Genomic DNA, 21,830 nt, shown 5'->3' with positions numbered 1-21,830 from the left:
GTAGTAGTATTCATGTTGACCTCCTTTTTGGTCGAGAAAGGCTCCTCTTGGTGGGTGGTAGCCTTTCTTTTTTTGATGTGATGTGTTTTCTTCTGGGGGTACACCTCCCCGGGATTTTTTGAATGAGTCCACTATCCAAACTCAACCGCCTTACCAAAGCGTGGTCGGTCTTTGAGTGGCATTTCATCCATTTCGAACTCGATCCAGCGACGATATAAAAAGGATGTTTGCCAGCTCATACACTCCCCTCCGCAAGCCTGGTGAGAAGAATCAAGATTAAAAATTCAATCGCACATAACCACCCATTTTGACGGTCGGTTAAGCTGTCTTCAAACGCGCGATATTTGTCATGCAGGTAAAAAAGAAGCGACATAATCATTTTGATTCACCCGCCTCTTCCAGCTGAGCGGCTGTGACCTCTGCACAAGCTACTTGAGTCGTGTGAATCTCATATTGAATAGCTGGGAATGCGTAATAACGTATGAATGCTGCGAAAGATGAGTTGTATGAAATGTCTGTTGAAATTGCGATGCTGGTAAAATCGCTAAGAGTTATAAACGTCCTGCGCTGCATCTGATGAGGGTCTACTTCAATTAGAAACTCTTTTTTTTCATCCACAATCAAGCCATCTACGAACTCACGACCCTCAGGGCTGCTAATCCCATTGATGATATCCTCGTAACAAAAATAAACGTTATCATCGGTTTTAATTACATGCATAACCATGACAAAATCTGAACATATTCTGAATGCCTTCATATTAGAACTCCTCTGTCATCCAGCGGTCTATCTCGTTAACCGGGATACGGTAACCGCGTGCCTGACCAACCGGACAGACGGCATGGAGCCGCCCTGCGTCCATTTCATTTCGAAGGCTTCGCTCATCAAAGCCGGTGAATCGGGCTGTTTCTGAGAATGTGTATGCGAGTTTCGGGGGCAAGCCCGCCGCAACTGCGAACTTAAGCGCGGTTGATACATCAATCGCTTCTGCGATATCCATACGCGAGCGCACACTTTCAAGGCGTGCTAGCAGGTCTGTTACGCCTTCACGGCGCGTCTGCTTTGTAGTAGTATTCATGTTGACCTCCTTTTTGGTCGAGAAAGGCTCCAACGTTGCGTCTGTGGTGGCCTTTCTTTTTTTCTCGATACCGTGTTTGTTTTCGGGGTACACGTCCCCGCGAGCCTGTTTTTCGTGCGCGTTTCCTTTGGCTCAAGCACGAATCCCTTACCACGCGAGAGATCAACGCTTTTTCCGTCGGTGTTAACGACGCTCTATGCTGTTTTCAAGGTACGGAATTGCCTTTAGGCGGGGATTTGAGGGCTTTCATCCCGCGTCCACCAACCACAAAGCTCATTTGGGGATACGTTTAGTGCGTCAGCGATGGCGTAAACCGTCTCAAACGCGGGGCAGACCGCCCCGCTTTCATAAAGAGACACGCTCTTGTTGCTTAGACCGACACGCTCTGCGAGTTCTGCTTGTGTCAAGCGGGCATCAACCCGCGCAACTTTTAGCCGATGACCAAACATTGATTTAAAGTCTTCCAATTCTCCTCCTTTCAGGTACGGAATCTGTAACTATTGCCACTATAGGTACTGATTCTGTACTTGTCAACTAAAAAGTTCAGATTTTGTAGACAATGCTGGTAATTAGGGGTAATATTCGCCTATGGAGGTAACTAATATGTCGTACAAACTCCGTATTCGGGACTTTCGCGAAAAGAAAAAGATGAAGCAGAGCGAGCTTGCAGACGCTATAGGAGTAAGCAGCCGCGTTTTAGGTGGATGGGAGCGAATGGAAACGGGGGTTCCGTTTGAGTACATCCCTGCATGCGCTCATGCGCTCGGCGTTACTCCAAACGATCTTTGTAATTGGTACGAAGACCACCCAATGACCGGGTCTCCGCACATTTCACATGATGAAGAGATTTTATTGCGTGACTATCGTGCAGCTACACCTGAAAGGCGACGCGCACTAACAATGACGGCCCGCGATTATGCGGGCATGTCAAAAGCGTCAGAGGTAGATTCGCGGCAAGTTGAGAAAAAGAAAGCGGTCTAGCAGTTTCTGAAAAGCAGGGGGCGCTACTAAACGCCCCCAGAGGGTCTCATCGCACACACGGTGGAGAGACAAAGCCATTATAAGTGTGAAGGCGGATAATGGTAGGCTTTAAGTCGGCTATGGCGGGGGGACTTCTACGGAACCCTCGCCTTCTTTCTCCCATAGCGTAAGGAGGAGAGCCAATGGCACAGCGAAGCGCATACGGATGCATCGAGAAAGCGGGGACTAACCGTTGGCGCGTCCGTTGGTGGGGCGATATGCACGATGGAAAAGGCTACCGGCGCTGTTCTAAGACGATTCACGGCTCTAGAAAAGATGCGCGGCTCTATCTATCACAGATGCAAACAGCGCACCATGAAGACGCACCAGGCGTGACTATAGGTGATGTGTTTGAGCGTTGGTATTGGCCGCGCGCTGAGAAGACGCTATCAAAAAATAGCTTGATCAATTACAAGAGCGCATGGAACCGGGTACGGGGTAAGTGGGAAAACAGGCTTGTAACCGACGTACACCCGATCGAAATACAAGAATGGCTACTTACCCTTACGGCTTCTCAGACAAAACGCGCATTCAATATCCTTCGCCCTGTAATGGAGTATGCCGTGCGCTATGAACTGATACCAGCGAACCCCTTTAAAGTGAAATACGATACCAACCGCCCGAGCGATAAGAAAAAAGGCGTGATTGAGCGTGACAAGGGAATTTACACGCTTGATGAATGCGCGGCGCTAGTAAAAGCTGCCAAGGATAGCTCGCTGCGTATAGCTATCATTTTGGCGGCGTTCGGTTCATGCCGCGTAGGCGAGTCTCTCGCCCCGACAGGTGCCGATGTACAGGCAATAACCGCGTCTAACGGGATGCTCTGTGCAGCGGTTGCGATTAATGCTCAGGTAGATAGGCTAGGAGTGCTTGATTACACGCTTAAAAACGAACAGAGCGAGCGAACAGTTATTATTCCCGAACCATTCTCAAAAATCGTGATAAACACCGCGAAGAGAGCGGGAACCGGGCTAATTACTCACAATGGGCTAGGTGAGCCGGTCACAGATTATTATCGGCGGTCTGAATGGAAACGTATTTGTAAGTCAGCCGGTCTTCCCTGCTATCTACTTAGAAATCTACGCAACTCATGGCGTACCTACATGCGATGGACACTTGGAGCCGACCTAGAGCATGTGGAGCATCTCATGGGGCATGCTGGGAATTCGATATCAGACAAGCATTATGTCCGACCCACCACCGAACAGTTAGTTGAGACCGTATCTATGGCGTTTGAGAAATGGGAAAATTTAGGCAATTGGGACAAATAGGGACAAACAGACTTTATACAAGCCTTCTACCTGTGGTTTTGTCAGATTGGATATTGACCAATGATATATCGAATTGTAGATTGAAGGTATGAGCACGTGGCTCGAATACTTTTATCGTCCTCGTTGAACTGAGTAAAGTCAAGACTGGTATCTGCTGAGCGTACAGGTATGATGAAGGTGTTCCGCCCCCCGGTGGAGCAACTGGGTGAACCGTCGCGTTTATTTAGGGAGCCCACACAGTCGTTCCTGGTACAGGCATCCTCCACTGTTGTGGAAGCTGGAGAGGACGATGAGGGCACCCACCTGGTACAGGTGGGTTCATTTCGTGACACTGGGGGGCGGTTCCCTCTCTCCAACGATTCAACTGCATCTCTCTGTCCTTGTCTCAACTCACGCGATAGCGTGATGCGGTGGCGTAATGCGGCGGCTCATACGGAATGAGCAAACATCCTGTCTGTAATCCGAAGGCTCCACGCTTCATACGGCACACGCAAGACATTGAGATGTTTATGACCTTTCTCCTATGTGCAGGCTTCCAAACTTCAAGCAATCCAAGCTCAACAGCACTACAATCTGTATTCCGTATCATACTGCCGAGGTAAAGCTCATATTCCTCGTCTGCCCCTGAGCAAGGATCTCCAATGTCTCTACTCGACCTTCATACGCTCGATCACTGCGAGCTCTGTCCTCGCCGATGCGGTGCGAACCGTGCTGCAGGTCAACGTGGCGCATGTGGTGTCGGATCTACCTTGCGCTTGGCCAGAGCGGCTCTACATTTTTGGGAAGAACCTCCCATCTCGGGAGACCATGGATCGGGCACAATCTTTTTCTCAGGATGTCCGCTTGCCTGCACCTACTGCCAAAATTACGAAATATCATCTGGAGGCTTTGGGATTGACGTGCCTTCAGGCCGTCTTGTTGAGATCATGCTCGAGCTTCAAGAGCAGGGAGCTCATAACATCAATCTTGTTACCGCCACTCATTGGGCATATATGCTCCCCCGTACCATTAGCCAAGCACGGGCATTAGGTTTACAAATTCCAATCGTTTACAACACGAGTGGCTATGAATTGCCAGAAGCTGTTCTGGAGCTTGGTGATGTGGTTGATATCTGGCTCACCGATTACAAGTATGCCGACGCAAAGCTCGGAGCACGACTTAGCAACATTAGCGACTATCCTGAACGTGCAGCAGAGGCGCTCACTCAGATGACAACAGAAATTCATCGAAGGGGCGGCCTGCGCTATACCTATGATGGCTTGATGGAGCAGGGCTTACTTGTTCGCCATCTTGTTCTGCCTGGCTTTATTGATAATTCTTTACGTGCCCTCGATGCCATCTGGACGCATGCAGGAGATGTACCGATTGCAGTCATGAATCAGTACACGCCGAATGCCGCTATGAAGGCACAAGGCGGCATACTCGCTCGCGCAGTGAGCGCAGAAGAATACGAACGTGTCCTCGATTATGCCGATGATCTTGGCTTTTCAACGATATTTTGGCAAGAAGGCGGCACGGTGGATGAGAGCTTTACACCAGCCTTTGATACCACTGGCGTACTCACCTCAGCTCCATAACACGCTGCTCGCACGCTCGCCGCATCGCTCGGGGACACTTCCCCTCCGCTCCATAACGCGCACCCGGCACGCACGCCGCATCTCTTAGGCACGCGCCCTTCCGCTCCATAACACGCGCACGACACGCTCGCTTTTCACTCCATAGCACGCGCCTGACACGCGCGCGGCATCATCTCTCAGGCACGCGCCCCTCCGTTACATACCAGACGACTGGCACTCGCGCCACATCGCTCGGGCACACTGCCCCTCCACCCCATACCACGCGATCCCCTGCTCGACACATCTCTAAAGCCTGCTATCGATATGTTTAGCTCAAATTATCTATGGTAGGGGGTTATATTTAGTACATTTATTGTCCGTGAGGCACAGATTTGACGCCAAGTGCGGGCAAAAATGCTCGCCACGACACCAAAATGCACGCATCAGGTGCGTGAACGAAGAAAAGGACGGACTGAAAAATCTCAGCCCGTCCATTTCACAACTCATAGCAATTTACGTGCTATCAACCGCACTCAGTTTACAAGCAAGCGCAATGCGCTTCCGCCTCTCCCAGTTAGCGGCACTACTGTCTGCGGCGACGCAAGATAAGCGCAACTACCAATGCAACTCCGCCAGCAAGAATAAGTCCCCCTGTCCAAATGGCCGTATCATCCCCGGTACGAGGAAGCGACCCCGTTGGTGGCGTCTTAGGTGTTCTCGGAGGAGACGGCGGGGTAGGAGGTGCAGGTGGCTTGGGCGGAGTAGGAGGTGCAGGCGGCTTGGGAGGCGTGGGTGGCTCGGGAGGTGAAGGTGGAGTATTCACACGATTAACCACACGAGCAACCCGAATGCCCTCATCCTTTTTAACATCAAAAGGTATACGCGCTTCCTTAGACACGGCGTTTGCATCCAACGGCTCAACAGGTGCTCCCTCAACACCAAGCTCAATTGCCCAGTATGTATAAGGTTTGCCATGTGCATCAAGAGCAGGCAGCTCCACGATGTGGTCAACGACCATATCGCCTTGTTTCACCGAGCGCTTAATCTCAACTGGCTTAGACCAATTCGTATCTTTACCAACAGTAATCTCGCCGAGAGTCTCAGAAGCACCCGCTGAGTCTGTGCGACAAATTGCCACACGCACTGAATCACGAGAGATCTTCTCGCTCGATACCTGCTTATCATTTTCAGTAAGCCAGAGCTTATCAACGCGGAGATTCACAATCTGATTCGTAAGCTCCGCACGCTTGATGGGCACGCCTTTAGCGGAGGTGCCAGCGTCAGTGGGCACAACCTCTGTCAGCTCACGTAAAACTTCATTAGATAGCGGATCGATTTCTACAACTGTGTAGTTCAGCTTCAAAGTACCAGCTTCACCTGGCGCTTCAAGCGGCAGGCCGGTAGCTACGAGCTTCCAGTCAGTTCCTGCTTGCTCAGGTTTTACGAGATCCATACCCTGAATAATATAGGCACTGCTCTTTTGAGCACCATCAGCACCCTCGCGAGTAACAGATACCTTAACTGCAAGCTTTACAACTTGTTGGCGCACATCATTTGCGGAAATCTCATTATTAGTCACATTGTTAACCCACGACTTGTCAATTTCTAAATCAAACGTTTTGGGTTCACCAAAGACGACATGGCCGTTCGTACCAATACCGCCGCCACGTGGCGCCTTATTATTAAAAATCTTAAGAGCCGAAAACTCTTTTATGAAATCAGTTCCACCAAGCGCAAGCTCAGTGCCGTCAGGACGTACAAACTTCGTACCGTTGAGCGCTTGCGCTGGACTCTCCACAACTGCATGGAGACCCTTATCCAGCAGAATATCCTGATCGCCACCCTTGAAACGAACAGGCTCTCCCGGTTTTTCCGGATCAAAACGAGCGTCATTATTATCCCAGTAATACTTAACTGGAGCGCCGCCAAGTACACGGTCGGCCAAGAACAGCGGCTGACCACCGAAACCGCCATAAGAGTCGTGCGCTAGGTCGTCTCCAAATTGCTCAGCCTTATTCTCAAAGAGAGCAGCACCGTGGGTAACGTAGAGCTTTATGCTGCCCGTGGGGCATGTCCATATACCACCGCCAACATAACTAGCTGCGTTTTCATAGATCGCAGCATCAAGAATGTGAGTCGTATAGCTCTTGGTAGCAACATATACGCCACCACCTTGCTGACGAGCAGTGTTATCAGAAATCTCTCCACCAGAGAGCGTAACACCGCTAGAAACCACATTCACGCCACCGCCCGTACGAGATGCTTCATTATGAGCAATCTTACCGCCGCGCATAGTAAAAGAACCCGGTACCAGGCGAGCATAGTCCTCATGGGAAAGACCACTGTCCTTACCCTCACCAGGAATCTCGATAGAATAGCTATAGCCTGAGCCCCAGGTGAAGAGATTCATTGCGCACACACCGCCGCCATTTGGAGCACTGTTGCCCGTAATTTCGCCACCGGTCATCGTAACTGCAGCATTGCCAAAGATCAGAATACCGCCTCCACCAAAACTCGAACGGTTGTTGGCTATCCGGCCACCGTTGATTTCAACGGTAACCCGATCTGCACTCATCTTGGCTTCAGCAGTGCCATTTTCGACATAGCGCTTAATATCAGATCCATACGTCCACTGAAAAGCAACCACACCCCCGCCAAAGCCGGCATTGTCGATGATTTCTCCCCCGTTCATCGTAAAGTGAGCGCCGCGATACACACCGACACCACCAGCTTCACCATATTCAGAGTTATCCCTGCCCGAACCACTGCCAGCACCGCGGGAAATGGTGCCGCCATTCATGATGAAGTGAGCCTGGTCAGTAACGCTAACGTTGGCGCCGCCGTACTGTGCACGCTGGGGCTCTTGCAGGCGACGGTTTTGTGTAACCGTGCCACCGTTCATGGTAAACAGTGCACCAGCGCCGTGAACCGTAATAGCCCCAAGGAAGTTTTCGCTCATACCCTCTGTGCCACGAACCACGGCATCTTCCATGGTAAGCGAACCTAAAACATCAATCGTTGCATCATACGTGGAAGGCGTAACTTTACCTCTGCTATCGATGGTAACCGTACCACCGCCAGGCTCACCTAAGGTAAGAGCAGCAGTTTTCTCAACCTTCAACAGCGAGCCTTTAAAGCCTCGTGCGCGCGCGAGCACCGACGATTGATCAGTGTCCGTAACGCCCACGAGCTGAATATCTGCTCCTGCAGGAATCTTTATCGTTTTATCAATGGTGCACTCTTGCGCCGTCAGTATAATCCGTGAAGGCGTTGTGCCTGCCTGATCAATAGCAGTCTGAAGATCTGCTGCCGTGGGATGTGCGGGATCGGCAGCTATATCTTGTAAGACAAAATCTGTACGCTCTGCAGCATGCGCTTGGCCAGGTAGAACTGCAAGCAAAAACACAAGCACCGGCAGAATCAAAAACGCAGCCAGCGCCCATGACGACCGACGTACGGGAGCATACTTCATGCGCACCTTCCTTCATCCTCACTGTAGATAAGCTTGAAACACAAGAACGTAATCAAGCTATCACTGCCTAACCAGTTTATATGAGACTCGATGCTTTGAACATACTGTGCATCCTTTCCATGCGTTGTATCAGCATCCATACGAATAACAGCCACATGCTCGGGTAACAGGGTGTGCAAATCATCTTCAACCTACTGAGCTCCAAGTCACATTCTGGCAAGATAGCGGCTGTGGTATTGAGGACACGACAAACCGGGTGCTGGATAAAGACGTACGTGATAGATTGCTCCGCACGTATGACAAACAAGCGTATGTGTACGCTCATGATAGGTAAGTGCAGTGGAGCAGTGTTTACAGGTGGGAACACATCCACAATCTCAGCGCATCAAAAAAGGGAAAAGCCGCGGCGATTATGCAAGATAACGGCTTTCTCTCTACGATCAATCACATCAGTTAGAGCGGTTGTTAACTCCTTCGAGAATATAGAACGACGTGAAGCTGCAAATTCCCGACGCAAATCTACGATACGAACCTGCGGCAAGACGACACTACCCGGCCGCTCATACATATGAACAGTGTCCAACGCTTAGCATCTACGCTTGGCTGCAAGCAGCGCACCAAAGCTTCCGCAAACGGGGTTGCTGAGCCCAAAACAAACGGACAGCGATAGCGTCTTGCCATCTCAGAGGCAGCCTCATGCGCGTGATAACGAAGGCTGGATCCTTGTTTATACGATTGCTCATGTTCTTCATCAAGATCAAATGGAACGGTATAGCTAAATGGCTCCGGGAGAGCTCGTGTTGATATATCAAGAACAACCGACACAAACCCAACACCGGATGGCCAGGCAAACATCGGTGCCTGAGTAGTTGAAGCATTGAAAAGGCTCAGTTGTTCATGTGCTTTCTGTTTCATAGATTGCCGTGCATCCTCCCGGCTAAACCGCAACGCAACATCGCACATATCTTTTTGGAGCATGCTCATGAGCGTGCAAAGATATGTGCATTTTAAAACTACTCCTCTCCCTCTTCATACCCTCATGAAAAGGCAGGCCGGAAAAATCCAGCCTGCCTACATGCATCATATGTCTGCAAAACTATGAGCGTTGACGACGGCGAAGTGCAATTGCACAGGTAAGTGCGCATACTGAAGCACCCACGCCTCCGAGGAGCACAAGAGAAGACATGTCCCCGGTCTTGGGTAAATGAGAAGGCGTCTTTGGCGTTTCCTTTTTCTTGAGAGGCTGATCAGGCGTCTTAGGATCCTTAGGCGTATCCGGCTTCTCGGGATCCTTCGGGGTGTCAGGTGTCACGGGTTTTTCGGGATCCTTAGGCGTCTCAGGCTTCTCGGGATCCTTAGGCGTCTCAGGCTTCTCGGGATCCTTCGGAGTATCGGGCTTTTCAGGCAAAACATAGGAATTGGTAAACCCAACAGCGGGCAACTGCTGAATTTCCGCATTTATATCAACATACCACGCATCAGGTGTAAATGCTTTTTTATAAAAAGCATCCGCTTGTTCATTTGACGCAAAAATAAAAAGGGCACCTTGGGGAACAGAAGGAACATAATCAACAATCAGACGGTTTGTATTTTTCGCAAAGGCTGCATCGGGTGTATCCTCAGTTAACACATACCGCCGAATAATCTGCTCACTAGGTTTATAATCATTGGTAGTATCCGGATGATTCGTCATTATTGTTTGAATAAGATGCTCATATTCCTCAGGGCTAAAAAGAGGCTTCGAAACGGATGTCAGCTTGCCCTCTGCATCTGTACTTTTGTTCGCAATATAAGGAGCCCGGATGGCATACGCTGAGTATGTAACTACCGGATTCCCAGGAAGATTCATGGTCTCAACATAGTTCATAGGCCAAGTAAAATTGCGAAGGAGTTGCCCGCCCATTTCATAATTGGCTGGCGTCTCCGGTTTGTAATATCCCTCAGGTGTGAGGTATTGTTCTGGATCTTCTATCTCTGGTGAAATTTTCCACGGGCTTATATTCGTCGGCCATTGAACGTAGGTTCCGCCCTCTTTTTCCCACTCATCACGCTCATCATCGCTCGGAAGACGTGAGACGACCGTTTGGACATGATCGGAACTACGCATTTCACCCCATGCATTATTAATAATGAAGTTCAAGGCTTCTTTGGGCTTATTCTCAAGAATAAGATTTTTGAGCTCAGGCCAGTAGTGATCCTTCGAGCGAAACGTCACGTGAGAAAAAGGCATTGAGGACGCCTTTTGAGGAAGCTCTCCTGCTTTTATTACATACGTAAGATCACCATCAAGAGTATATTTAGTATCGATGCCAAGACGAGCATCTTTATCTTCTTTATCCAAAACGCGCAGGGTATACGTAAAACTTGCATCAGGCAGCGTTGAGCGATCTTTGGCATGAGTCATATCAATTGTTTTTTGATATCGAAACCCGAGCCGTAAGTTATTGTCAATTATTATGTTATCGGTGCCCGGATCACGCTGTGCGAAGGCATTACAGGGAAATACCAACGAAGCAACGAGCAGAAGCACCCCTCCTACACGAGCAAAAGGTGATACATGAGCCTTTTGTTTCATCTGAGTCCCTTTCATTACTGCGCTTCTAATACATATGAATGAAACAATAATAGCAAGACAGAAGCAATAATTATACCACAACGAGCATTATGAATAAAAATCACGCTGCTCTTGTATACCCACCCTCCAGGGTCATTGCTTAAAGCTGCGTCTGCTTCGTTAAAGTATGTATACAGATGTATACACTCGTCCCTTTTTGCCCGAAAAGAAAAGACTCTCTCCCTCTTTATACCCTCATGAAAAGGCAGACCGGAAAACTCCGATCTGCCATGTAATGCGGTGCATTGGGCTTCCTGAAGTCCCTAAGCATGTGGGGCTGTTCGAACAAACTATCCAGCAAAAAGACCTGACAGAACAGACGCAAGCGCAAGCATAACACCCACGATTGACTCTCCGCCTAAAACGTCAGAAGCAGGGAAAACGCTCTGTTTAGCTCATACAATCAAAAAAGCGAGGAAGCCAAAGCATCCTCGCTCCTTTTATTAGTGCTCGAAAGCCACCAAGCACGACCCTCAAGCCTATATACAAGCGCCAACTCATTTCTCACGAAATAAAGTTCAACGCTTCCTCTTCTGGTGGAGACGAAGGGAATCGAACCCTCGGCCTCTGCCATGCGACGGCAGCGCTCTCCCAGCTGAGCTACGTCCCCAAGACACCTGCATATTGTAACTGCAAGCTCAGCCCTGTCAACGACCAACTCCGCTTCTTTAAGCCTATGCTGTCTATTTCGTGCATATAGACCTCTGGATACAGCCAGGGCACGCATCTTCTATAGTAGGAAGTGTTCAATCCAAGCGATGTTTCGGTGGTTTGCTTCGTGCACATAACGCTGCCCCACATATTCCTGCTCGTCTCCGCACTCATCACCACGTTGATTACAACTCCCTTGGCTAAGCGCATTGCTCACTACTTCGACGCGGTGGACTATCCCGGAGCCAGAAGGATCAATACGAAGCCGATCCCACGCCTGGGGGGCATCGGTGTTTTAGCAGGTCTCATGGTTGCCTGTGCCTTGCAAATCTACGGAACCCTTACGTGGGGCTGGCCATCCGCCCTCATTCCGCACCCCAGCATGGCGCTCAACTATCCTTTGTTAGCAGTTTCTTTCTTAATGATCTTTGGCGTGGGAGCACTCGACGATATCTTCCAGCTCTCTCCGCGCGTAAAGCTTGCAGGTCAAATTGCCTCTGCCTTGGTAGCAGTTGCAAGTGGCCTGCTCATCCACGCGATGGTTGACCCCTTTGGAACCGGAGAGATTGAGCTTCACTGGCTTTCTTATCCGGTAACGATTGTTTATTTGGTTTCGTTTTCAAATATTATTAACCTCATCGATGGGTTGGATGGACTTGCTACCGGCATCTCTGCAATTGCTGGTTGTTCAATGTTTTCTTTTGCCATCTTAGCTGGGCGCACCGATGCAGCTGCAGTTTCAATTGCCCTCGTTGGAGCATGCCTGGGCTTTTTGCGTTACAACTTCAATCCCGCAAGCATCTTTTTAGGAGACTCAGGCGCATTATTGCTCGGTTTTTCGTTAGGTGCCATATCGCTCTTAAACGTTTCACGCGTAGCTGCCCTGACTTCGATGATCATGCCGCTGATCGTAGCTGGAGTTCCCATTATCGATACCTTCTTTGCTATTGTTCGGCGCAAACGAGCGCATATGAATATAGGCCAAGCAGATACCGGCCATATCCATCACCGCCTCATTCAACGCGGTTTTGACCAAAAACAAGCGGTGCTGCTCATCTATGGATGGACCGTGCTCCTTTCTATCGGTGCGGCAGCCATTAATCAGGTTGATATTGGCATGCGCATAGCGATTTTCATTGGTCTGCTCGTACTCTCAGCAACCTTTGCGATTAAACTGCGCCTCTTTGAGCCCGTATTGCTCCACCACTATGATCCCGATAACGATATGAGATCCTTCCAAGATGGCTCTGAGGATGAGGGCAAGGATGGGGCTACGCCTGATAGCTCCGCTCCAGATAACAATAAAACTCATCAAGAGTAGCAATAGTACATAACAACCAGGAGGTAGTATGGGCAACGAGCAAAGTTATGAGACCGCTGTACGGCGGAGCAATGAGATCAAGGCAGATCTTGCTGTACACCCTCAAAACTATACGATGCTCACGGGAGACCGCCCAACTGGCCGCCTCCATCTTGGGCATTATTTTGGCACGCTCAAAGGACGCGTTGAGCTTCAGAATGCAGGCATTGCCACCAATGTTTTAATTGCAGACTATCAAGTCATTACCGACCGTGATACCACGGAGCATATTCAAGACAATGTCTTGAATCTCCTTATTGACTATTTGGCTTGTGGCATTGATCCGGATCGCACCATGATCTATGCCCACTCAGCCGTTCCTGCAGCGAACCAGCTTATGCTGCCGTTTCTCTCGCTCGTCTCAGAAGCAGAGCTCCAGCGCAATCCCACCGTTAAGGCAGAGATGGAAGCAAGTGGACACGAGCTTACTGGTCTCTTGCTCACCTATCCGGTTCACCAAGCTTGTGACATTCTTTTTTGCAAGGGCAATATTGTGCCTGTTGGCCGCGATCAGCTGCCACATATTGAGCTCACACGCCTCATTGCACGCCGCTTTAATAACCGCTATGCCAAGGTATTTCCCGAAGTCGATGCCCTCTTGTCTGAGACTCCCCTGCTTCCTGGTCTTGACGGGCGCAAAATGTCTAAGAGCTATGGAAATGCAATCAATCTCTCTATGACCGCCGAGGAAACCGCTCAGCGTATTCGCAAGAGCCAGACTGATAGCGAACGTCGCATCACCTTTGATCCAGAGCATCGCCCCGGTGTTTCGGGCCTGCTTTCTACGGCAGCAATTTGTACAGGAAGATCCGAAACAGAAATTGCCGAAGAAATTGGGGATGCGGGAGCCGGTCAGCTGAAGCGCTATGTTACCGAGGCAGTTAATACCTATTTTGAACCCATTCGTGCGCGTCGCCGCGAAATTGAGGAAGATCTCGATTATGTACGCGACGTCATTCATGAGGGCAATCGTCGAGCATCTAAGATTGCTGAGGCTACACTCCAAGAAGTACGCGAAGCAATGGGTATGGTGTATTAAAGCAGTAGAATCTCCCGCAAGAACAAGGAGGAGCCAGTGTATAAGCTAGTTGCATCGGATATGGACGAGACCTTCCTTGACGATAGTCATTGTATTCCTCAGGAAAATATCGAGGCGCTTCGGCGCATGCGCGAGCTCGGCGTACTCTTTGTTCCGAGTTCTGGGCGACCTTACAACTCGATTATGGGCAATTTTGAAGGCGTTGATCCTGAATTACTCAAAGATAGCTACGTGATCTCGTATAACGGTGGCTTCATCAATCGCTTTGGTGATCCTGAGCCGCTGACGAGCTGCGCTATTGACCGCAAGATTGCCGAAGAGCTCTATGCGTTAGGGCTCGAGCACGGCTTTACGATGCATGTCTATAAGGCCGATGGAACCATTTATGTCGTAGACCCAGTGCCCTCTGAATGGGAATATGTGCGGAGACTCAAAGGTGTTGAGCGCCTTGACTCTACTCATGAGCCTGATCTCTCGTTTACCAATCCTGAAGGTCCGGTCAAGCTTTTGTATATGAGTGAAGATTTTGAAGAGCTCAAGCGCCTCGGGTCTGAACTTGTGGATGATTTGGCACGGCGCGGCTGCTCTATTACCTACTCTTCTAATCGCTATATCGAATTTATGCCAGAAGGCGTGGACAAAGGAACTGGCCTTGCAAAGCTTGCCGAGATGCTCGGTATCGAGGTGGCTGACACCATTGGAATGGGAGACTCAGCAAATGACCTTGAGATGATTCGTGCTGCTGGTCTTGGAGTAGGAGTGGCAAATTCCGCTCCGGATATCGTTCATGAGTGCGATGTCATACTCAAACGTAGCGCGAGTGAAGGCGCCTTGGCCGAGGTGGTTGCGCGCTTCTTAGAGCCTCGTTAGAGCTGTTCATAGTTGGCAATCGTTCTCTTTCAAGCAGGTGCTCTTAGCGCCTGAAAAAACCAAGGCGCGGCTCAGCCTTGCGCTATGTCTGCAACACAGGCCAAGATTGTTTAGACGGTACACCACAGTAGGTGAGGTTCCATGAGCTCTGTAGACGCAAATCAAACTAAAGACGGCTTTTTTGCTCATGTCTACGAAGTCGTGGAGCAGATTCCGCTCGGGATGGTTGCTACCTATGGCCAAGTCGCAACTCTGGCTGGCGGGATGGGTAAGGCTCGATTTGTTGGCTTTGCCCTCCATGCAAACCCACGGCCAGGTATAATCCCCTGCCACCGCGTTGTGTTTGCAGACGGCTCACTTACCTCAGGCTTTGCTTTTGGCGGCATAGATGCTCAGCGACGCCTGCTTGAGGGCGAAGGCGTGAACTTTCTTGCCGATGGTCGAGTTGATTTGGCTACATGTCGCTGGTCTGCTGGCACGTAAGATCGCCTCCAAGCGCCAGACATCAGCTGCTTAGGCGCCTATCTATTCATTCATATCTCTTCTGCTGCGATTCTATTTCTGGAACTTTCACAAACTCCTGCTGTATTCTCATTCAGCATACGCTGTTGTTACAAACATCTTGCAAGCGAAGACCAGACGAGATGGCACACTTTGCCTGGCCCGGGCGAGCTGCGCACAAGCAACCTGCTCAGCTCAGATCTTTCCGAAGCTCATAGGTGCTTCTCAAGACATGTACCCACGATCTCATCCAAGCTGCTAGCATGAGCCTTGAGTTTTTAAAAAGGAGACCGTTTTATGGCAATTCTTCTAGGCTGCGACCAGGTTCATCTGGCGTTTCCTACAAAGCTTGTACTCGACGAGGTGACCCTCGGTGTCAATGAGGGCGATCGTATTGGAATCGTTGGACGCAATGGTGATGGAAAGTCCACGCTTTTATCTGTGTTGGCAACCACAATTGAGCCGGACGCTGGCCGGGTTACGCACCGTCGCAACCTACATATTGGCCTGCTTTCCCAGCACGATAAGCTTGATGATACACTTCAGGTAGGCCAGTCAATCGTAGGAGACATGCCTGAGTTTGAATGGGCTGCCGACCCACAAATTCGCGAGATTCTCACTGGACTTGTTTCAGATATTCCCTGGGAAGCTTATATCGGAACACTTTCTGGTGGCCAACGCCGGCGAGTCGATCTTGCCCGCCTGCTCATAGGTGACTGGGACGTTCTTATGCTTGATGAGCCCACCAATCATCTTGATATGCGCACCATTAACTGGCTGGCTTCTCACCTTAAAAATCGTTGGCAAACAAACGCAGGCGCTCTGCTGGTAGTCACCCATGACCGCTGGTTTTTGGATGAGGTCTGCACCTCAATGTGGGAGGTTCATGACGGTGCAGTTGATCCTTTTGAAGGCGGCTACTCTGCCTATATCCTGCAACGCGTAGAGCGGGATCGGCAAGCGCAAGTCGCTGAAGATCGGCGGCGCAATATGGCGCGCAAGGAGCTCGCCTGGCTTGCTCGCGGTGCCCAAGCGCGATCAAGCAAGCCCAAGTTTCGCGTTGATGCAGCGCGTACCCTCATTGCCGACGTTCCTCCTTTGCGCGACGAACTTGAGCTCAAGCGCTTAGCTGTAGCACGGCTCGGAAAAAAAGTCATCGATCTCACCCATGTTCAAGCAGGGCATATCGATCCTGAAACAGAAACGATCACAAGCGTTATCAAGGATGTAACTTGGCTCATTGGACCTGGTGACCGCTTTGGCCTGCTTGGCGCGAATGGTGCCGGTAAGTCTACCCTCATTGATGTGATAACAGGCGCGCTGCAGCCAATTTCTGGCTCGGTCAAAATTGGAGCGACCGTTCAGTTTGGCCTACTCTCACAAGGCTTAGATGAGCTCAAGCCGCATGCACAAGAAACCATCAAAGATGTACTTACCACTTACAAAAGAACGTATATCGTCGACGGCAAAGAAACCAGCCCAGAAAAGCTCCTTGAACAGCTTGGCTTTAGCGCAGACCAACTCATGAGCCGCATTGCTGATCTTTCAGGAGGGCAGCTGAGACGGCTTTCGCTGCTGCTCACCATACTTACTGAGCCCAATGTGCTCATCCTAGATGAGCCAGGCAATGACCTTGATACCGACATGCTTGCTGTTGTGGAAGATCTCCTTGATGGCTGGCCAGGAACGCTGATCTTGGTAACGCACGACCGTTTTCTGATGGAGCGTGTCACCGATCATCAATTTGCTCTCATGCATGGCAGCCTGCGTCATCTGCCAAAGGGAGTGGATGAGTATCTGGCGCTTGCCGCAGCTGAAGCTCAAAAGGAGCCTGCAGCACAGGTGGGTGCAAAAGAGCAATCTGATCGGTCGCAGTCTGATGCTGATACTCACAAGCTTGACTCCCAAGCATCTGCTGCGCCCGAGATGTCTAACGCTGAGCGACAGCAATTGCGTCGCGAGGCAGCGTCACTTGAGCGAAGGATTGCTGTTCGGCGTGACAGCTTGACAGAGCTTGAGAGCGAGATGGATTCGATTGATCCCACTGATTACGAAGCGCTCGCAGAGCATCATGAAGCAATCGATGCCATGCGCGAAGAGATTGATGAGCTAGAAACTTCCTGGCTCATCGCCATGGACCAGCTCGAAGCGTGAACACTAAGCGTCGCTCCATACCATGTTCTATCTGGGCAGATGCCATATCTGTAGAAAAGTTACTGAGGTTAACTATGTGCAGATTGTGAATGCTGTTCACGTTCTAGACAGAATGGAATGTGTTTCATATAGTTAACTTAACGACGGACGAGGAGACGGCGACATACTTCCTGTCCGTTGCGTTTGTATCGCATCCCTCCCCTCTGTGCGATCAACGGTGTAAGAACAGAGCCCATCATTGCGGTGGGCTCTGCTCTTGTCTCGATGCCATTCTTGCAGCTCTTCTTGCCCCATTTACTTCTTGTCTTGTCTCGAGGCTCTTTTGTCCCGATTTACTTCTTGCCTTGGTACGCTCCTGCGTAAGGCAGGATTTTAGAGCGGGGTACGCGTACATATATGCGTCGTGAGGAGCATTTTTGCCCGCACTTGGTGTCAAATCTGTGCCTCACGGACAATAAATGTACTAATAGTAACCCCCCCCCGCTATGCTGAGTCGAGGTTATACATCACAATGCGTGATAAGCGTATGAGAAAGAATGCCGGAACCCACTAACGCAGATACCGACACTCCACTCGCTCTATGTTCTTATGAGAAGCGGCCGCTCAGATAGTCGTTCAAACGCTCACTCTTAGGAGCATTAAAGATTTGAGTCGTCTCCCCTGTCTCTATCATCTCGCCCATATAGAAGAAGGCTGTCCGGTCAGAAACACGTGTTGCCTGCTCCATATTGTGGGTCACGATAATAATGGCGCGTCCCTCTGCAATGCCATGCATGAGCTCCTCAATTGCCAAGGTAGAGATAGGATCGAGGGCAGAGCAGGGCTCGTCAAGCAAGATTACATCGGGCTTAAGCGCCAAGGCACGAGCAATGCACAGACGCTGCTGCTGACCACCAGAAAGCGCGAGCGCACTCTTATGAAGCTTATCTTTTACCTCATCCCAAAGAGCAGCACCGCGCAGACTCTCTTCTATGAGCTGATCTAACACGCTCCGGTCACGCTCACCGTGGCAGCGTGGGGCAAAAGCAATGTTTTCGTAGATCGTTTTTGGGAAGGGATTGGGTTGCTGAAACACCATGCCAATTGAACGGCGCAGCTCATAAAGATCCACATCAGGCGTATTGATATTTGAGCCACGGTAGTAGATCTCACCCTCAATGGTACAACCCGGAATCTCTCGATTCATGAGGTTGAGGCAGCGCAGATAGGTTGACTTACCACAGCCAGATGGACCGATGAGCGCAGTAATGCTGCCCTTATCAAACGCCAGACTCGTATCGCGAAGTGCTTGGTGATCGCCATAGGAGACGCAAACACCGTCGGTATAAAGCACAGCTGAGTGAGCTGACTCTGCCGCAGTGCCAGCAGTTGACGCATCTCTGCGACCTGAGATAACACTTGCGCCTGAGGCGGCAGGTGTATCTGATGCGGCAAAAAAGCCTGGCAGAGCCTTAGATATGGTCGCGATCATGCGCCGGTCACCTTTCTCGAGAGGGCGCGGCCGGCAAGGCGCGCAGCCACATTAAAGATAAGTACACAGATCATGAGCAGAGCAGCTGCACCCCACACAATTTGGTGAGCTTCAGGAGAGCCCTCGCCATAGATCTTGTAAATGTGCACCGCGAGCGACTCACCAGGGCGGAAAATATTCCAGGCACTGCGAGGGCTCGTGAGGCTGAAATTCAAAAAATCGAGGCGCACCGGACTCGACATGCCTGAGGTAAACAGCAAGGCAGCCGCCTCACCAAAGACACGACCCGCAGAAAGCACCACGCCCGTTACAATCGCCGACATAGCGGATGGCACCAGTACGTGCACCGTTGCTTCCCAACGAGTAAGCCCCATCGCCAAACAGGCATCGCGTTGAGCACGAGGAACGTCTTCTAAGGCTTGCTGGATAGCACGGACAAGAATGGGGATATTGAACATCGTCAGTGCAACTGCACCCGAGATGATGGAATACTTCCATCCAAATCCAACGCTAAAGACCAGAAAACCAAACATACCAACCACAATTGATGGAAGGCTCGAAAGCGTCTCAACTGCTGTTGAGGCAATGCGCTTCACCGGGCCATCTGGGGCGTATTCCACCAAAAAGATGGCACCACCAAGTGAAATGGGAACCGAGATAATCAACGTCAAGAACAGCAGGTAGAAGGAGTCAAAAAGCTGATAGGCAACGCCGCCAGCCGTTCCATTTGCCCGCGAACGCTCGGTTAAAAACCCGGGCTGTACCAGAACATGAGCGCCTTGCACGAGAATATAAATCACCATTGCCACAACAATGAGAAGTACCAGACCAATAATTGCTGTGAGCATGCCGGTAGCAATACGATCTTGTACGATCGCACGGCGGCGCAAACTTGCTCGCGTATCAGCCACGCTTGATCGCCCCCTTTGATCCAACGTAATGGATGATCAGGATGAATATGAGTGACATACCCATGAGCAAAAGCCCAAGCGACCACAATACGTCTGACTGCACCGATCCATCGGCATAGACTGCCATGCTGGTGGTAAGGGTCGTCGTAATGGTTGAAGCAGCATCCAAAAGCCCGCCCGGCATTGCCTCAATACCGCCAATGACCATGCGCACCGCCAGCGTTTCTCCAAAGGCGCGCGTCATTCCTAAAATCACCGCAGTAATCAGCGAGGGCGCTGCTGCTTGGAGCACCACGTGCCAAATGGTCTGCCACCGCGTACACCCAAGCGCATAAGAACCTTGGCGATAACTCGCTGGCACCGCGCGCAGGGCATCAATTGAAAAGGTGGTGATGGTCGGCAAGATCATGATCGATAACACCAGCGCAGCAGGTAGAATGCCCAAACCAGTTGACGTGTTAAAGGCGAACTTCATAAAGCCCACGATCACATGAAAGCCGATGAGACCGAAGACGACCGAAGGAATTCCCACGAGCAGCTCCACCATGGGCTGAAAAATCCGTCGTCCAAAATCAGGTCTGATCTCAACGGCGAAAATGGCCGAACCTATGGCGATGGGCAGCGCAAACAGTGTCGAGAGTGTCATGACCGCAAATGAGGTCACGATCAGCGGAAGCGCGCCTGTCCAAGGCATACCATCCGGTCGAGTATTGTGTAAGTCCCATGTCTTGCCCAAAAAGAATTCAATCGGGCTCACCCCGTCTTTGAGAAACGCTGCCATCCCCTTGCCCGCCACCATGACGATTAAGGCGATGACGACGAGCGTCACGAGTGCTGTGCAGGCACCCGTGACGCCCATGCCGATCTTCTCAAGACGACGCTTCGGCATCGTCGGTGCCATATTAGATCGCCGTTACCTTTCCGGAGGCATCCTTTTTAACCTTCATCTTGGAAACGGGGATGAAGCCTTGCTTCTCAACCAAAGAACCCTGAACATCCTCGGAGAGCATGAACTCCAAGAAGGCCTTGGTAGCCTCGTCAGCATCCTTGGCGCAATACATGTGCTCGGTAGCCCAAATCTTGAAGGAGTCATCAAGGACGTTCTTGCTCTCGGGCGCTACGCCGCCCACCTTGATAGCGGTGAACTTCTCGGGGTTAAAGTGAGAGAAGTCCAGGTAAGAAATGGCGTTATCGGTGCTTGCCATCTGAGTCTGTACATCGCCAGACTTATCAAGCTCAGCCGCACCCTTGAACTCATTGGGCTCGCCACCAAAGACAGCAGCCTCAAAGGTGGCACGCGTGCCCGATCCAGCCTTACGATTCAAAACGACGATCTCAGCGTTTTCTCCACCAACTTCAGACCAGTTGGTAATCGTGCCTGAGAAGATACCCTTCAGCTGCTCCAAGCTCAGGTCGTCAACCTTCACGTTCTTAGAAACAACCGGACCCATGCCTACAACGGCAACTTCGTGGTCAACCAGCTTTGCTGCCTTATCGGCATCGAGCTTGGTCTCGGCAAAAACATCGGAATTGCCAATAGTGACCGTGCCCTCAGCAACAGCTGTCAGACCCTTGCCCGAACCATTGCCCGAACCCGTCACAGAAACATCCGCGTACTTTTCCATGAACTTCTCAGCTGAGGCTTCAACGAGCGCCTGGAATGAAGAGGCACCGTCATAGGTAACCTCTCCGCTCAGATTACTTGCTGTAGCAGCAGATCCTGCATCTGCCGGTCCTGCAGGCTGAGCTCCGCCGCATCCAACAAGGTTCAAGCCAGCAATGGCAGCAAGGCCACCGGCAAGACCAAGAAAACGACGACGGGAGTAAACAGAAACGGACATAGTGCTCCTTTCAAGTCCAGC

General features: G+C 50.7%; 18 protein-coding genes, 1 tRNA gene and 1 pseudogene. 8 read left to right on the top strand and 12 right to left on the bottom strand.

Features of this window, described 5'->3' with window-relative positions; all coding sequences use genetic code 11:
• Nucleotides 1-375: 375 nt before the first annotated feature.
• The 3 genes from K6V98_RS08585 to K6V98_RS08575 all read right to left on the bottom strand — a co-directional run bounded on the left by K6V98_RS08585 (nt 376) and on the right by K6V98_RS08575 (nt 1,545).
• Nucleotides 376-759 carry a hypothetical protein gene (locus K6V98_RS08585; protein WP_222200120.1) on the bottom strand — a complete coding sequence of 128 codons (384 nt, stop codon included), beginning with the start codon at nt 757-759 and terminating at the stop codon, nt 376-378.
• Nucleotide 760: 1 nt separating this feature from the next.
• Complete coding sequence (locus tag K6V98_RS08580) at nt 761-1,078, bottom strand: helix-turn-helix domain-containing protein (RefSeq protein WP_222200119.1); 318 nt, start codon at nt 1,076-1,078, stop codon at nt 761-763.
• A gap of 224 nt (nt 1,079-1,302) precedes the next feature.
• The gene (locus K6V98_RS08575; protein ID WP_222200118.1) at nt 1,303-1,545 is read right to left on the bottom strand and encodes a helix-turn-helix domain-containing protein; all 243 of its coding nucleotides are present in this window, start codon (nt 1,543-1,545) and stop codon (nt 1,303-1,305) included.
• Nucleotides 1,546-1,681: 136 nt separating this feature from the next.
• Between K6V98_RS08575 and K6V98_RS08570 the strand changes: the two genes are divergently transcribed.
• From K6V98_RS08570 to K6V98_RS08560, 3 genes are all read left to right on the top strand, one after another.
• A complete protein-coding gene (locus K6V98_RS08570) occupies nt 1,682-2,059 on the top strand; it encodes a helix-turn-helix domain-containing protein (RefSeq protein WP_222200117.1) in 378 nt (125 codons plus the stop codon).
• Nucleotides 2,060-2,241: 182 nt separating this feature from the next.
• Nucleotides 2,242-3,369: a tyrosine-type recombinase/integrase gene (locus tag K6V98_RS08565; RefSeq protein ID WP_222200116.1), complete on the top strand. Its 1,128-nt coding sequence runs from the start codon at nt 2,242-2,244 to the stop codon at nt 3,367-3,369.
• 641 nt (nt 3,370-4,010) lie between these two features.
• Complete coding sequence (locus K6V98_RS08560; RefSeq protein ID WP_222200115.1) at nt 4,011-4,946, top strand: radical SAM protein; 936 nt, start codon at nt 4,011-4,013, stop codon at nt 4,944-4,946.
• Between the two features lie 562 nt (nt 4,947-5,508).
• Here the strand turns inward: K6V98_RS08560 and K6V98_RS08555 are convergent.
• The 5 genes and pseudogenes from K6V98_RS08555 to K6V98_RS08540 form a co-directional block, all read right to left on the bottom strand.
• A complete protein-coding gene (locus K6V98_RS08555; protein ID WP_222200114.1) occupies nt 5,509-8,397 on the bottom strand; it encodes an LPXTG cell wall anchor domain-containing protein in 2,889 nt (962 codons plus the stop codon).
• A 206-nt stretch (nt 8,398-8,603) separates the two neighbouring features.
• Nucleotides 8,604-8,720, bottom strand: a pseudogene (locus K6V98_RS08735) (hypothetical protein); the annotation flags it as partial.
• Between the two features lie 196 nt (nt 8,721-8,916).
• Nucleotides 8,917-9,312 carry a hypothetical protein gene (locus K6V98_RS08730; protein ID WP_306792870.1) on the bottom strand — a complete coding sequence of 132 codons (396 nt, stop codon included), beginning with the start codon at nt 9,310-9,312 and terminating at the stop codon, nt 8,917-8,919.
• Between the two features lie 181 nt (nt 9,313-9,493).
• Nucleotides 9,494-10,972, bottom strand: coding sequence for an LPXTG cell wall anchor domain-containing protein (locus K6V98_RS08545; RefSeq protein WP_222200113.1), 1,479 nt, complete (start codon nt 10,970-10,972; stop codon nt 9,494-9,496).
• A 573-nt stretch (nt 10,973-11,545) separates the two neighbouring features.
• Nucleotides 11,546-11,621 (bottom strand) — tRNA-Ala (locus K6V98_RS08540).
• Between the two features lie 168 nt (nt 11,622-11,789).
• Between K6V98_RS08540 and K6V98_RS08535 the strand changes: the two genes are divergently transcribed.
• From K6V98_RS08535 to K6V98_RS08515, 5 genes are all read left to right on the top strand, one after another.
• Nucleotides 11,790-12,983: a glycosyltransferase family 4 protein gene (locus tag K6V98_RS08535; RefSeq protein ID WP_222200112.1), complete on the top strand. Its 1,194-nt coding sequence runs from the start codon at nt 11,790-11,792 to the stop codon at nt 12,981-12,983.
• A gap of 28 nt (nt 12,984-13,011) precedes the next feature.
• Entirely contained in the window at nt 13,012-14,061 is a 1,050-nt protein-coding gene (gene trpS / locus K6V98_RS08530) for a tryptophan--tRNA ligase (protein WP_222200111.1), read from the top strand.
• A gap of 36 nt (nt 14,062-14,097) precedes the next feature.
• The gene (locus tag K6V98_RS08525) at nt 14,098-14,931 is read left to right on the top strand and encodes a Cof-type HAD-IIB family hydrolase (protein ID WP_371734552.1); all 834 of its coding nucleotides are present in this window, start codon (nt 14,098-14,100) and stop codon (nt 14,929-14,931) included.
• Nucleotides 14,932-15,072: 141 nt separating this feature from the next.
• Nucleotides 15,073-15,414: an MGMT family protein gene (locus K6V98_RS08520; RefSeq protein WP_222200110.1), complete on the top strand. Its 342-nt coding sequence runs from the start codon at nt 15,073-15,075 to the stop codon at nt 15,412-15,414.
• A 315-nt stretch (nt 15,415-15,729) separates the two neighbouring features.
• Entirely contained in the window at nt 15,730-17,586 is a 1,857-nt protein-coding gene (locus K6V98_RS08515) for an ABC-F family ATP-binding cassette domain-containing protein (protein ID WP_222200109.1), read from the top strand.
• Nucleotides 17,587-18,172: 586 nt separating this feature from the next.
• Here K6V98_RS08515 and pstB read toward each other — a convergent pair.
• From pstB to K6V98_RS08495, 4 genes are read right to left on the bottom strand one after another with little or no spacing between them, the layout of a single operon-like run.
• Entirely contained in the window at nt 18,173-19,057 is an 885-nt protein-coding gene (gene pstB, locus K6V98_RS08510) for a phosphate ABC transporter ATP-binding protein PstB (protein ID WP_222200108.1), read from the bottom strand.
• Nucleotides 19,054-19,968 carry a phosphate ABC transporter permease PstA gene (pstA, locus tag K6V98_RS08505; protein WP_371734551.1) on the bottom strand — a complete coding sequence of 305 codons (915 nt, stop codon included), beginning with the start codon at nt 19,966-19,968 and terminating at the stop codon, nt 19,054-19,056. Before pstA ends, pstB begins: the two co-directional genes overlap by 4 nt.
• On the bottom strand, nt 19,961-20,869 hold the full coding sequence (gene pstC, locus K6V98_RS08500; RefSeq protein ID WP_222200107.1) for a phosphate ABC transporter permease subunit PstC: 909 nt from the start codon (nt 20,867-20,869) through the stop codon (nt 19,961-19,963). The genes pstA and pstC overlap by 8 nt, the downstream gene beginning before the upstream one ends.
• A gap of 1 nt (nt 20,870) precedes the next feature.
• Entirely contained in the window at nt 20,871-21,809 is a 939-nt protein-coding gene (locus tag K6V98_RS08495; protein WP_222200106.1) for a phosphate ABC transporter substrate-binding protein, read from the bottom strand.
• Between the last annotated feature and the right edge of the window lie 21 nt (nt 21,810-21,830).

It is taken from the genome of Collinsella ureilytica, from assembly GCF_019795105.1.
GTDB classification, from domain to species: domain Bacteria; phylum Actinomycetota; class Coriobacteriia; order Coriobacteriales; family Coriobacteriaceae; genus Collinsella; species Collinsella ureilytica.
Note: the sequence above shows the minus strand (reverse complement) of the source record. Positions and strands in the feature narration are given on the sequence as shown.